A 13053-nucleotide genomic window follows, 5' to 3' on the forward strand; every position below is an offset into this window, starting at 1 on the left:
TGTGACCGAACCCACCTGAGATAGAGGAGGACACCCGGATGGATACCCGACCCCTGATCGGCATCACCATGGGCGACCCCGCATCCATCGGACCGGAGATCGCCGCCAAGGCCCTCGCAAACCCCGAGATCTACGCGCTCTGCCGGCCGCTGCTCATCGGCGACAGCCGGGTGATGGCCCGGGCGTTCGAAACCACGGGGGTGAAGCTGAACCTCAACCCGGTGGCGACCCCGGCGGAGGGCAAGTATGCGCACGGCACCGTCGACCTCATCGACCTGCCCGTGGTGGACATGGGCACCCTGCAGTGGGGTCAGGTCCAGGCCCAGGCCGGCGCGGCCGCCTTCGCCTACATCAAGCGGTCCATCGAGCTGGCCCTGGAAGGAGCCGTCGACGCCGTGACCACCGGCCCCATCAACAAGGAAGCGCTGAAGGCCGCCCGGATCGATTTCATCGGCCACACCGAGATCTTCGGCGAGCTCACCGGCTCCCACGACCCGCTGACCATGTTCGAGACCAAGGGGCTGCGGATCTTCTTCCTCACCCGCCACGTCTCCCTGGCCCAGGCCTGCCGGATGATCACCCGGGACCGGGTGCTGGACTACATCCGCCGGTGCACGGCGGCGCTGGAGCAGCTGGGCCTCGTGCGGCCGAAGCTGGCGGTGGCCGGGCTGAACCCGCACTGCGGCGAGCACGGCCTCTTCGGCGACGAGGAGGTCCGGGAGATCGAGCCGGCGGTCCAGCAGGCGCAGGCAGAAGGATACAACGTCAGCGGCCCCCATCCGGCCGACTCGGTCTTCTGGCACGCCGCCCAGGGCCGGTTCGACGCGGTGCTCAGCCTCTACCACGACCAGGGGCACATCGCCGCCAAGATGTACGACTTCGAGCGCACCGTCTCCATCACCGCCGGACTGCCCTTCCTGCGCTCCTCGGTCGACCACGGGACGGCGTTCGACATCGCCGGCACCGGCCGGGCCAGCGCCGTCAGCCTGGAGGAGGCCATCCGGGTCGGGGCCAAGTACGCCGCGGCGTTCCGCCGCACGAGGTGAGATCGGCCGGGTCTTGCCTCCCGTGCGGCCTGACCATCATCCATTCTGAGGGAGGTCTCCTGGTATGGCGTCAGCAGTCTCGGGCTCCCAGATGCTCCTGGCCCTGCTGATCGGCATCGTCGTCCTCGTCTTCCTGATCCTGAAGACCAAGATCCACGCCTTCCCGGCCCTGATCATCGCCGCCGCCCTGATCGGCCTCGTCGGCGGCATGGACCCGGTGGACGTCAGCTCCGCGATCACGACCGGATTCGGCAACACCCTCGCCAGCATCGGCATCGTCATCGGCTTCGGCGTGATGATGGGGCGCATCCTGGAGATCTCCGGCGCCGCGGAGCGCATGGCCACCTTCTTCCTGAAGCACCTGAGCCGCCGGCGCCCGGAGTGGGCCCTGGCCATCACCGGCTACTTCACCTCGATCCCCATCTTCTGTGACTCCGGCTACGTCATCCTGGCCCCGCTGGCCAAGGCGCTCTCCCGGCAGAGCGGCAAGTCCGTGGTGACCCTGGGCATCTCCCTGGCCGTGGGCCTCGTCTCCACCCACCACCTGGTGCCGCCGACCCCGGGCCCGCTGGGCACCGCCGGCATCTTCGGGGCGGACATCGGCAAGATGATCCTCTGGGGCATCCTCTTCGCCGTTCCGGTCACCATCGTCGGCGTCCTCTACGCCGTCTGGCTGGGCCGGAGGATCTACCAGGTGCCCGCCGCCGACGGCGAGGGCTGGGAGCGCAAGGAGTGGAAGGCGGAGCTGGAGCAGGCCATCGAGATCGTCGAGCGGAAGGACCTGCCCGGCACCGCGCTCTCCTTCGCGCCGATCCTGGTGCCCATCCTGCTGATCCTGCTCAACACCACCCTGTCTGCCGTCGGCGCCGGCGGCGCCTGGGCCCGGTTCCTGATCTTCCTGGGCCAGCCCATCATCGCCGTGCTGGTCGGCCTGCTGATCGCCATCTACGGCCTGGGCGCCAAGATGACCCGGCCGGAGGTCTTGAAGGAGATGGAGAAGGGCGTCCAGTCCGCGGGCATCATCATGCTGGTCACCGGCGCCGGCGGCGCCCTGGGCCAGGTGATCCGGGCCAGCGGCGCGGGCGACTACGTGGCCCAGGCCCTGGCGAACAGCGCCCTGCCGGCGATCCTGCTGCCCTTCGTGATCGCCACCGGCCTGCGGCTGATCCAGGGCTCCGGCACCACCGCCATGCTGACCGCCGCGTCCATCACCGCCCCGATCCTGGCCCCGCTGGGCATCGACCCGGTCTTCGCGGCCATGTCCGCCTCCATGGGCGCCTTCGTCTTCAGCTACTTCAACGACTCCTTCTACTGGGTCGTCAACCGTTTCATCGGCATCGAGGACGTGAAGGAGCAGATCCAGGTCTGGTCGGTGCCCACGACCCTGGCCTGGCTCACCCCGGGCATCTGCCTGGTGATCGCCAACACCCTGTTCGGATAGCCTGCCGCGCTTCGGCCCGGGACGCCGGTTACTCCGGCATCCCGGGCCGATTTCGCGTGGCTTTTTGTGCATCCGGCTCCGCCCCCGCCACCGGACCCCACAGCAGGGCGTTGTGGCCGGACTCGTGTCACCGCAGGACGGCGGGCCGATCCAACTCCACCGTCACGCAGAGCTCGCCGCAGCCGCTGTCCCAGGTGCGCCGGAAGGGCAGCCCGCGGATGATCCGCCGCATGGCCTGGTTCTCCGCCAGCATGTAGGCCACAAGCCGGGTGAACCCCCGCTCCCGGGCCGCTTCCACCAGTTCCTGGCCCAGGGCGGTGCCGATGCCCTCACCCTGGCAGTCGTCCCGCACCAGCAGGGCGATCTCGGCGCACTCCTCATCGACCTGCCCCAGCTCGCCGACGGCCACGACCTCCCCCTCGCTCAGCGCCAGCAGGACCACACCCGCATCGGGATCGCCGCCGCAGAGGCGCGCGGCCTCCTCCTCCTCGTGGATGTGCAGGCCCGAACAGTAGCGGAACCGCATGCTGCGGGGCGACAGCCGCTGGTACATGGCCGCGATGAGGGGCGCGTCCGCGGGCGTGCAGGGCCGGATGGTGACCAGGCGGCCGGTCCGGGTGACGATCAGGACGGGCTTGTCCTGCACAGCGGCCGACATGGGGCTCACCCCCTTGGCAATCCAGCCGCCTATATTGTTACCATTTTCACTTATAGTCTATCCCGGCCGGCGCCTGGCATACAATGACACTTCCGGCTCTACCGCATCCCCCGATCGGAGGTATTCCACCGTGCACCAGCAGGCGGCCCCGGCAGCCTCGCCGCCGGGCACGCGTGGGGCGGGGTCCGGCGCCGCCGTGCAGGCCATCAGAACCCGTAGACAGACATGCCCCCGTCCACCATCAGCACCTGCCCGGTGACGTAGCTGGACGCGTCCGACGCGAGGAACACCACCGGCCCCACCAGCTCCGCCAGGTCGCCGATGCGCCGCATCGGCGTGCGGGCCAGAATCTCCGCCACGTACTGTTCGTCCTGCAGCAGCTTCTCCGTCAGCGGCGTGCGGAAGTACCAGGGGCCGATGCCGTTCACCGTCACCCCGTACCGGGCCCACTCCATGGCCAGGATACGGGTCATGTGCATCAGCCCCGCCTTGCTGGCGCCGTAGGCAACCCCGGTGCGCAGCGCCACCGCTCCGCCTACCGATGCGACGTTGATGATCCGGCCGTAGCCCCGCTCGCACATGTGCCGGCCCACCGTCTGGGCGACCAGGAAGGGACCCTTCAGATTGGTCTGCACCACCCGGTCCCAGTCCGCCTCCGCCACCTCCAGCGCCGGCTTGCGGATGTTGATGCCCGCGTTGTTCACCAGGATGTCGATCTTGCCGAACCGGTCCAGGGCCGCCTCGACGGCCTCCGTCACCTGCGCCTGGCTCGTCACGTCTGCGGTCACCGCCAGCGCCCGGCGGCCCCTGGCCCGGACCTCCTCCGCCGCGGCCTCCACCTCGGAGCCGGTCCTGGCCAGGCAAACCACGTCCGCCCCGGCGTCCGCCAGGCCCAGCGCCAGGGCCCGGCCGATCCCCCGCCCAGCCCCGGTCACCAGGGCGACCCGGCCTTCCAGCGAGAAGAGCTGCATGGTGCGTTCCTTCCTTTCGTGATCTGGGTCTCTTGCCCATCTTTCGCCCTGCTACCCCGGCTCCCCCTGCTGCGGGGTGGCCCCCAGGGCCCGGCGGGGCCTGCAGCCCGGGCGGCGCCCGGGGCACTTGCCCGCGCCGTCCCTGCGGGTGTGTGCATCCCCCCGCCCGGATCCGGGGCACGCTACCCGCGAGGAGGGACCTGACTCATGGGCATGTTGGACGGAAAGGTGGCCATCATCACCGGCGCGGCGATGGGCATGGGCGCGGCCACGGCGGAGCTCTTCGCCCGGGAGGGCGCCAGGGTGGTCATCGCCGACCTGAACGAGGAGCTGGGAAGGGCCCAGGCCCGGAAGATCCAGGATGCCGGCGGCGCCGCCGCCTTCGTCCGGGCGGACGTCTCCCGGGCCGGGGACGTGGAAGCGATGGTGCAGTTCGCCGTGGACACCTTCGGCCGGCTGGACGTCGCGGTGAACAACGCGGCCCACTCGCCCGACACCAGGCCCCTGGCCGACCTGGACGAGGCGGTGTGGGACGCGGTCATCGGGGTGGACCTGAAGGGCGTCGCGCTCTGCCTGAAGTACGAGCTGCGGCAGATGTTGAAGCAAGGGGGCGGCGGATCCATCATCAACATCTCGTCGGTCAGCGGCATCCGGCCCCAGCCGGGAACCCCGGCATACGTCGCCGCCAAACACGGCGTGATCGGCCTCACCAAGCAGGCTGCCATGGACTACTCGCCCCACGGCATCCGGGTGAACGCGGTCGCGCCCGGCGCGGTGGACACCCCGATGCTGCAGAAGGCCCTGGTGGAGTTCAACCTGGAGCCGGTCTCCTACGCAAAGCAGCTCAGCCTGCTCGGCCGGTTCGCGCAGGCCAGCGAGGTGGCCGAGGTGAACCTGTGGCTCGCCTCGGACCGCTCCTCCTACGTCACCGGCGCCGTCTACACCGTGGACGGCGGCTACACCGCCATGTAGTGCGGCCGCCTGACAAAACCCATCGGGGCTCGGGGAACTCACCCCGGAGCCCTGTCTGCCGTCGCCGGGCCGGCCTTGCTCGCTGCAGCCCGCCCGGCCGGAGGTCCCAGCCGGGTACCCACCGCCCGCGCCTCCGCCTCACAGTATCCCCCTTCGCGTACCGCGTCCCGTGGGCGTGGATCGTCTCGGTGGCACTGGCTTCCGGTCCCTGTCTCGTCCCCGCAGACAGCCGCGCCGGCGTCAAACCCCCGCCCACAGGTGGTACGAACAGCGCGCGTGATCACGGTGCACCATGCTCCCACCGACCGAAACACCGAAACATTTGAGCGTGCCAGGCCTTACGGTCTATAATTAGGCCTGCCGCACGTGCCGCACCGGAGAACACTCCCGGTGTTACAGCCGTCCGGCGCGATTTCGCGCACACGGGGGAGTACGCATGGCAGACACCCGGGTCCCAGGCAGGCGCATCGTCGTGATCGGGTCTTCGGGCTCGGGCAAGACCACGCTGGCGCGGGAACTGGCCATGCGCCTGGGGGTCCCCCACATCGAGGCGGACGCGCTGTACTGGGGCCCTAACTGGACGCCTGCGCAGCCGGACGAGTTCCACCGCCGCGTTGACCAGGCCACGGCGGGGGACCGCTGGGCGTTTGATGGCAACTACAGCGTTGTACACCGTCTCGTATGGAGCCGGGCCGATACCGTGATCTGGCTCGATTACCCGCTGGGCATCATTCTGTGGCGCCTCCTCCGGCGAAGCGTCCGGCGGTCCGTGCTGGGAGAGGAGCTCTGGAACGGCAATCGGGAAAGCCTCTGGAAGCACCTTCTCCCCCGCGACTCGCTCTTCTACTGGGTCCTGACCACCCACCGACGCCGCCGACAGCGTTATGAGGCGACGCTGCAGCAACCGGAGTACGCGCACCTCCGCTTCATCCGTCTCCGCTCACCCCGCGATACGGCGAAGTGGCTGGCCTCGGTCCCCACCACCGCCACCTTGCGGGAGGATGCCGGTGCCAGTACGTCATCATAAGTAAGGCGGGCGCCCACACATGGGGGCGCCCGTTGTGCTTGCGGGATCGGAGACCAGTGACCATATCCCGCCGCCTCGGCCTGGACCGTTCGACACCGGCTCCCCCCAGAAGGGCGGCCGACCACGCCCTTCACGACGGTCCGGCTCTACCCCACGGCGAGCACCTCTGCCGACCACGGGAGACCTGCCGGCGGCGGGATCAACGCCGTGTGACGGGCGTCCCCCACGCGGCGAAGTCGGCCCGGTGGCTGAGGAGAAGCACCTGCCGCTCCCCGGCAAGCCTGTCCAAGGCCGCCCGGATGTGCGAGAGCCGGTCCTCGTCGCAGTTCAGGAACGGGTCGTCGAACACGAAGGGCAGCCGGACCTCCTCGGCGATCAGGTCCCCGATGGCCAGCCGGAGGGCGAGGTAGAGCTGGTCCTGCGCGCCCTGGCTCAGCTGCGCCGGCGAGAGCACCGCCCCGTCCGGCTCCACCACGCTGACCTCGAAACCGTCGCTCAGCCGCACCCGCCGCCCGGCACGCCCGGTGAGGCCGGTCCAGTACTCGGTGGCGGCGGCCTCCAGCCGCTCCCGGTGGGTCGCCCGGTAGACGCGCACCGCCTCCCGCAGCTCCTGGTAGGCGATGCCCAGGGCCCGGACCTCCCGGACCAGCCGCCGCTCCCGCTCCCGCAGCTCGGCCAGTTGGGTCTCTGCCCCGGCCAGGTTGAGGGTGTCGCGGCCCAGGTCCTGGAGCCGGTCCCGCAGGGCACGCCGCTCCTCCTCCAGCTGACTCAGCCTGACCTGCAGGCTCCGGTGCTCCTCCCGGAGCGCCTGGATGCGGCCGTGCACGGCCAGGGGGTCATCGGCCTCGTCCACGGGGGGCAGCCCGGGATGCGCCCGCACCAGCGCCTCCAGGCTGTCCGCCGCACGCCGCCACTCCAGCTGTGCCGCGGTGAGCCGGCCTTCCAGCTCCTCCAGACCGGCCGCGCCCGAGGCGGTGAGGATGCCGCTCAGTTCCTTCTCCAGCGCCTGGGCCTGGCGGAGCGCCTCTTCCCGTGCCCGCCAGCGTTCCAGCGCAGCCCGGGCGTCGCTGCCCGCCGCCCCCAGGGCAGGAGCCACGAGGTCCCGAAGGGCGTCCGCCTGTGCGGCCGCGGCGTCCTGCCGTGCGGCCAGCGTGCGCTCCCGCTCCCGAAGGGTCTCCGCCGCCGCCCGCTGCCGGTCGGCCTCCGCCTGCAGCTGGGCCGCGACGGCCAGGCGGGACTCCAGCTCATCGGGGTCGGTCCGCTCGTCGAAGGGGGCCACCCGGCTGCGCAGCGCCTCGACCTCCTGCCGCAGCCGCTCGCGCCGCGAGCCCCCGTCCGGCCCGACCTCGGCAAGGCGCAGCCGCTCCGCCCGGACCTCAGCCAGCCGCCGGTCGGCGGCCGACCAGTCGGCCGCTGCGGCCGTCACCTGCTCCCACCGGGACGGATCGGCAGCCCGGAGCCACCGGACCAGGTCCCCCACCGTCTCCGGAGCGCCGGGGAAGTCCCCGACGACATCAGACAAGGCGACCAGCTGCGCCAGCTGCCCGAGCTCGGACCAGCGGCCGTGGGCGGCGGCCAGGGGCAGCCGCTCCACCTCCCCGGCGGGAACCCCCCACTCCGCCTGGCAGAGCTCCGCCAGGTCCTCCCGATCCCGGTCCAGTTCCCGCTTCAGGTGCTCCCATTCCACCAGCGCGGCCGCGGGGTCGGCGAACCGCGCCGTGAAGGGCCGGAGCTGTGCCTGAAGCGCGTCCAGCTCCTGCTGGGCGCGCCGGTACGCCTCCCGCTGCGCCGCCGTCTCGGGGGAGCCGGCGAGGGCCAGCCGTTCCGCCTCCAGTTCGGCCGTGCGCCGGCGCCACTCCTCCCACTGCTGCACCAGGAGGGGAAGCCTCAGCGGGGGTTCCGCGGCCAGCGGTCCCAGATCCAGGGCCCCGATCCGGTCGGTCAGGTCCCGCACGCGCCGCGCCAGGGTCCGCACCCGCCCGGCCGCCTCGCCGCCTGCCAGACGACCTCCCGCGAACCAGCCCACGAGAGCCGCCGTTACCGCTGCGGCCGCCGCCGGAGCCATCGCCCACGCCGGACCGCCGCCAGGCAGGAGTACGCGTCCGGCCAGCCACCCGAGGGCGCCGCCCAGCAGCAGGCCGGCCGCGCCCGCCAGGATCCGGGCGCGGGTCCGGGCGGCGCCGGCCTCCTTCTCTGCCCGTGCGAGTTCCGCCTGCACCTGTTCCCGCTGTTCCAGGAGGGCTGCCTTTTCCCTGGCAGCAGCCACCACCCGCTCGTCCAGCCCGGCCACCGCCGCGTACTCCTGCCGGAGCCGCTCCGCCTGGGCGTCGAGCCTTCGCAGCTGACGGTCCAGGTCCCCGGCCCGGGTGGCCGCGACCTCGGCCCGCCGCTGCAGATCGGCCGTCAGCGCGTGGCAGCGGCGCACCTGCTCCAGCACCTCCGGGGGCTGACCCTCGAAGAGCGCGTACCGCTGCAGGGCCGCCTCCGTGTGCTGCAGCTTCGCCAGCAGCCGCTCGTACCGGTCCCATCGCTGCATCGCCTCGCCCGCCGCGGCTTGCAGGCGCCACACCGCCTCATCCGCCGGCCGGCCGAGCCGGCCCCAGTCCGGCAGTGTGGCCAGCTTGGCCGCCAGACGCTCCTCCTCAGCAGCCAGGGCCGCCAGTTCCGCCTCCAGCCGGTTCAGTTCAGCTAGCTTCGCCTGGAGCTCCCGCACGTCCCGGGGCAGCGCCGCCCGCCCGGCCAGGTCGCCGAACTGGGACTGCATCCGGGCCTCCGCCTCCCGGGCGGCCTGCTCGTTCGCGGCCCGCTGCCGGGCGAGAGCAGCGGCGTCCTGGGCAAGCTGGGCCAGAGCCTCCTCCAGCCCGATGAGCTCCTGCAGCCGCTCCCCCGTCTCGGCGGGCAGATCGGCCAGATCGGGCCAGTCGCGGGCCAGCCGCTGCCTCACTTCCTCCAGCCGGTCGGCCACCCGGCGGGCGCCGTCCAGGGCTCGCTGCAGGACGCTCACCTGCCGCAGGTGCTGCTGCCGCCGCTCCGCCAGCCGCTGCCAGTCCTGCAGCGCATCCAGAGCCTGCCGTCGCCGTTCGGCCTCCTGCTGCGCCTCCCGGTGCTCGTCGTCCACCTGCCGGAGCCTTCCCTCGGCCTTGTGATAGCCGTCCACGGCGGAACGGGCGTGCTCGATCCCGGCCTCCAGCTGCCGGATCTGGGCCTGCAGCGTCTCCAGCTCCCGGTCCTTGCGGAGGTTGGTCTCGAACCCGTAATCGGCGGGATAGCGGGTGCGCCGGCGCGCCTCCTCCTCCAGCCACGCCAGGGCCGGCTCCGGCCGCCCGCCGCCGGCGCCGGCCAGCAGTTCCTGCACCGACTGGTCCACCTGGTTCGTCTCCGGCAATGGCTGCGTCACGCAGAAGGTGGCCGCCAGCAGCTCCCGGGAGGGGAGGCCGATCAGCCGCGCGATCAGTTGCTCGTACTCCTGGTTGCCCCGCCGGGCCCCGGGGTTGTGGACGCCCTGGTGAATGCGCTCGGGCCCCTCGGGCCCGTGGCGGGTCACGACGACCCGGTGGCTCTCGAAGTCGCGCCAGACGTGGTACCGCAGGCCGTCCGGCCCGGTGAACTCCACGTCGCCCTCGAAGCCCGGAGCCCTCCCCTGGTGGCGGTAGCGCGCCTGCCCGAAGTCGTCGGGGGAACTGCTGGCGGGCAGGCCGTAGAGGACGGCCATCAGCCCGGCCACCAGGGTCGACTTGCCGGATTCGTTGGGCGCCACCAGCACCCCCAGGCCGGCGGGGAAGGTATAGGTCACCTTGCGGGCGTACGGGCCGAAGCCGGTCAGCGACACCGAATGCCAGATCACGCCGGCCACCGCCCTCACCTCCTCCGCATGGCCTGCACCCCGCGGCGCAGCGCCTCCTCCAGGACGGCCCGCTCGTCCTCGTCCTGCTCCTCTTCCATCCGCCTCCGCATGCGCCGGATGAACTCGCCCAGGATGGTCCGCTCCGCCGCCCAGCGGTCCAGGAGCGCCGGGGAGAGCGCGTCGGTCTCGTCCACCACCTCCAGGTGGAAGAACCGGTGCGCGCAGGCAGCTTCGATGGCCTCGGCGTCCAGCAGTTCCGGCGCCGTGCCGGTGAGCCGTACCCGGACGATGGCCTCGGGATCCGCCAGGGCCGCCACGGCCGCCTCCACCCGGGCGGCCCCCGGCAGCGGGGAGACGTCCAGGTCGTGCACCGCCACCTTCTGCGCGGCGGGGTCAGGGACCCGCTCCAGCGTCACGCCCCCCGGCTCCACGGAGGCGATGGTGAACTGACGGGTGCCAGGGTCGTCAAACCCCTTGCCCTCGACCGTGCCGGGGTATACCGCGAGTCCGCGGCCCAGCCGCACCTCGGACGGCTTGTGGATGTGGCCCAGGGCGATGTAATCGTAGCCGGCCCGCCCGAGGGCGTCCGGATCCAGCGGCAGGGACCGGTCGCCCAGCCCCTCGCCGAGGGTGCCGTGGAAGATCGCCACGTGCAGGCCCGGCTGGTCGAGGCGGGGGAACTGACGGATGGCGGGCCGGGTCTGGGTGACGCCGCCGGTGTAGGCCAGGCTGTACAGGTGCACGGTCTCGCCCTGCGCCTCGATGGTGGCCACGTGGGCCGGGTGCGGGTTGGTCACCAGCAGCCCCGGCCAGCCGTCCCGGCGCCTCTGGTAGACCGAGTTGGGATAGGTGATCTCGTCGTGATTGCCCGGGACCGTCACCACGGGGATCCCGGCCTGCTCCAGCCGGCGGAGCTGGGCGACGGCCGCGGCGACCAGGGGCTCCTCGGGGCAGTGGGTCTCGAACAGGTCGCCGGCGATGACCACGAGCCCGATCCGCCGGCCGGGGTCCAGGGCGAGGTCCACGGCCCGGGCCAGCAGGCCGTCCCGCCGCCGGCGCCGCTCCTCCGCCTGTTCCCGGGCCATGAAGGCCGGCCTCCATCCCAGATGCAGGTCGGCCAGGTGCAGGATGCGCACCACGGGACGCGGCCCCCCTTTCGCGAACGTGTCGGCGGCCCGCAACCGGACCGCCCAGATGGTCTGCTGCACCAATTGGCCGGTGGGCCAACGAATTCCTCTTCCGGCCGCCGACGGCCCGTGCCCCGGACCACACCCTGGACACGCGCCGCACCGCCCCGGATCCACCGGGGCGGTGCGGATGCGGGCGGATCCCACAGCGAGCCGTCTGCCGGACGGGGACGCCGTTCGCGTTAGGCCGCCTTCTGCCCGGCCCTGGAGCCCTTGTGCGTCACCGTGCCGACGATGAGGATCGCGGCCAGGATGGCCAGCAGCACGGCGGCGATGACGTACGGCGAGCCCTTGAACAGGTTGCCGATCCCGCCGACCAGGATGCCCACCAGCTGGAAGTCGGCATCGCCGAAGGTGGTGTTGGCGAAGCCCAGCGCACCCAGGGTCGGCAGCAGGAAGGCCGCGCCGAAGCTGATGAGGATGCCATTGACGAAGGCGCCGGCGATGGCGCCCCGCCGGCCGCCGGTGGCGTTGCCGAACACGCCGGCCGTGCCGCCCACGAAGAAGTGCGGCACCAGGCCCGGCACGATCACCGGCAGCCCCACGAGGCCCATGATGAACATGGAGACCAGGCCGCCCAGGAAGCTGACGATGAAGCCCACCAGCACCGACGTGGGCGCGTACGGGAAGGTGATCGGGCAGTCCAGCGCCGGCTTGGAGTCCGGGACCACGATGTCCGCGAACCCCTTGAACGCCGGCACGATCTCGTTGATGATCATCCGCACGCCGTAGAGCACGACGGCCACGCCGCCGGCGAAGGTCACGGCCTGCATGAGCGAGAAGACCAGCATGTTCTGCCCGCCGGAGAGCCGCAGGGTCTCCGCGTTGCCCGCCGCCAGGGAGGCGATGAGGAACATGATGAACATCACCAGCGAGGTGGCGATCACCGACTCCCGGAAGAACTGGAGCCCCTTGGGGAACTGGTACTTCTCCAGCGAGTCTTCCCGGTTGCCCACCAGCTTGCCGATCGTCCCCGACAGCCAGTAGCCGACCGTGCCGAAGTGACCCAGGGCCACCCCGGCCCCGCCGGTCACCTGGTCCATGTAGGGGCTGGCGAGGGCGGGCATCAGCACCATCAGCCCGCCGAGGATCAGGGACCCGGTCAGCACCAGCAGCCAGCCGTCCAGCCCGGCGGTCCCGAGGACGGCCGAGAGCAGCGCCGCCATGAAGAAGGTGTGGTGGCCGGTGAGGAAGATGTACTTGAACGGAGTGACGCGGGCGAAGACCAGGTTGGCGATCAGGCCGAAGACCATGATGAGGGCCGTCTGCGTGCCCAGGGTCTGCTGCGCGATGGCGACGATGGCCTCGTTGTTGGGCACCACGCCCCGGATGCCGAACCCGATCTCCAGGAGCGGGCCCATGTAGTCGAGGGCGCCCTGCAGCATGGTCGCGCCGCCGCTGAGGATGACGAAGCCCAGGATCGACTTCAGCGTGCCGCTGATGACGTCACTGGCGGGCTTCTTCTGGAACAGCAGGCCCAGAAGCGCCACGAGACCCACGAGTACAGCCGGAACCGAGAGGACGTCGGACACAAAACCCATCAAGAATTCCATGTGCATATCCCCCCATGTATCCGCCGAAGTGCTTCCGGGTGGTTACGGCAGGTCCAGGGCCGTCTTGATCTTCTGGGTCACCTCCTTCCTGTCCATGTAGTTCTGGATGGCCACCACCTTGGCGGCGGCGTTGGTCAGCATCGGGGCGAACTGCGGCGACGTGACGATGATGTCCGCGCCGGCGCCGCCCGCGGTGCCCACGTCGGCCACCTCCACCGAGACCCCCGTCACCCCCAGCTCCTTCAGGGCGCTTTCCACCTGCATGCGCAGCATCAGGCTGCTTCCCAGTCCCATCCCGCACACGGCCAGGATCTTCATCCCCTGCACCTCCGAAAGGTGTATGCCTTCTGCCAT

At 71.4% G+C, this 13053-nt stretch carries 10 protein-coding genes; 4 read left to right on the plus strand and 6 right to left on the minus strand.

Features of this window, described 5'->3' with window-relative positions; translation table 11 throughout:
- The first annotated feature begins 38 nt into the window (after positions 1-38).
- On the plus strand, positions 39-1046 hold the full coding sequence (gene pdxA / locus STH_RS11460; protein WP_011196423.1) for a 4-hydroxythreonine-4-phosphate dehydrogenase PdxA: 1008 nt from the start codon (positions 39-41) through the stop codon (positions 1044-1046).
- A gap of 64 nt (positions 1047-1110) precedes the next feature.
- The gene (locus STH_RS11465) at positions 1111-2487 is read left to right on the plus strand and encodes a GntP family permease (protein ID WP_011196424.1); all 1377 of its coding nucleotides are present in this window, start codon (positions 1111-1113) and stop codon (positions 2485-2487) included.
- Between the two features lie 127 nt (positions 2488-2614).
- Here the strand turns inward: STH_RS11465 and STH_RS11470 are convergent, their stop codons facing one another.
- Entirely contained in the window at positions 2615-3145 is a 531-nt protein-coding gene (locus STH_RS11470) for a GNAT family N-acetyltransferase (RefSeq protein WP_050742258.1), read from the minus strand.
- Positions 3146-3351: 206 nt separating this feature from the next.
- The gene (locus tag STH_RS11475; RefSeq protein ID WP_011196426.1) at positions 3352-4116 is read right to left on the minus strand and encodes an SDR family NAD(P)-dependent oxidoreductase; all 765 of its coding nucleotides are present in this window, start codon (positions 4114-4116) and stop codon (positions 3352-3354) included.
- Between the two features lie 207 nt (positions 4117-4323).
- On the opposite strand from STH_RS11475, the gene STH_RS11480 reads away from it, so the two are divergent.
- Together STH_RS11480 and STH_RS11485 are read left to right on the plus strand one after the other, a co-directional pair.
- Positions 4324-5088 (plus strand): SDR family NAD(P)-dependent oxidoreductase, encoded by a 765-nt coding sequence (locus STH_RS11480; RefSeq protein ID WP_011196427.1) that lies wholly within the window; start codon positions 4324-4326, stop codon positions 5086-5088.
- A gap of 436 nt (positions 5089-5524) precedes the next feature.
- Positions 5525-6115: an AAA family ATPase gene (locus STH_RS11485; RefSeq protein WP_043713972.1), complete on the plus strand. Its 591-nt coding sequence runs from the start codon at positions 5525-5527 to the stop codon at positions 6113-6115.
- 199 nt (positions 6116-6314) lie between these two features.
- On the opposite strand, the gene STH_RS11490 is transcribed toward STH_RS11485, so the two are convergent.
- From STH_RS11490 to STH_RS11505, 4 genes are all read right to left on the minus strand, one after another.
- Positions 6315-9968, minus strand: coding sequence for an AAA family ATPase (locus tag STH_RS11490; RefSeq protein WP_043713974.1), 3654 nt, complete (start codon positions 9966-9968; stop codon positions 6315-6317).
- A gap of 5 nt (positions 9969-9973) precedes the next feature.
- Positions 9974-11098: a metallophosphoesterase family protein gene (locus tag STH_RS11495; protein WP_043715759.1), complete on the minus strand. Its 1125-nt coding sequence runs from the start codon at positions 11096-11098 to the stop codon at positions 9974-9976.
- Positions 11099-11328: 230 nt separating this feature from the next.
- Entirely contained in the window at positions 11329-12699 is a 1371-nt protein-coding gene (locus tag STH_RS11500) for a PTS ascorbate transporter subunit IIC (RefSeq protein WP_011196431.1), read from the minus strand.
- 42 nt (positions 12700-12741) lie between these two features.
- Positions 12742-13017 carry a PTS sugar transporter subunit IIB gene (locus tag STH_RS11505; protein WP_011196432.1) on the minus strand — a complete coding sequence of 92 codons (276 nt, stop codon included), beginning with the start codon at positions 13015-13017 and terminating at the stop codon, positions 12742-12744.
- Positions 13018-13053: the final 36 nt, after the last annotated feature.

The sequence above is a fragment of the Symbiobacterium thermophilum IAM 14863 genome (assembly GCF_000009905.1).
Classification (GTDB): domain Bacteria; phylum Bacillota; class Sulfobacillia; order Symbiobacteriales; family Symbiobacteriaceae; genus Symbiobacterium; species Symbiobacterium thermophilum.

Coding starts and splice junctions, on each gene's coding strand:
- STH_RS11500 (WP_011196431.1), bottom strand. CDS start 12,699: ATGGAATTCTTGATGGGTTTTGTGTCCGACGTCCTCTCGGTTCCGGCT.
- pdxA (WP_011196423.1), top strand. CDS start 39: ATGGATACCCGACCCCTGATCGGCATCACCATGGGCGACCCCGCATCC.
- STH_RS11470 (WP_050742258.1), bottom strand. CDS start 3,145: ATGTCGGCCGCTGTGCAGGACAAGCCCGTCCTGATCGTCACCCGGACC.
- STH_RS11465 (WP_011196424.1), top strand. CDS start 1,111: ATGGCGTCAGCAGTCTCGGGCTCCCAGATGCTCCTGGCCCTGCTGATC.
- STH_RS11505 (WP_011196432.1), bottom strand. CDS start 13,017: ATGAAGATCCTGGCCGTGTGCGGGATGGGACTGGGAAGCAGCCTGATG.
- STH_RS11480 (WP_011196427.1), top strand. CDS start 4,324: ATGGGCATGTTGGACGGAAAGGTGGCCATCATCACCGGCGCGGCGATG.
- STH_RS11485 (WP_043713972.1), top strand. CDS start 5,525: ATGGCAGACACCCGGGTCCCAGGCAGGCGCATCGTCGTGATCGGGTCT.
- STH_RS11475 (WP_011196426.1), bottom strand. CDS start 4,116: ATGCAGCTCTTCTCGCTGGAAGGCCGGGTCGCCCTGGTGACCGGGGCT.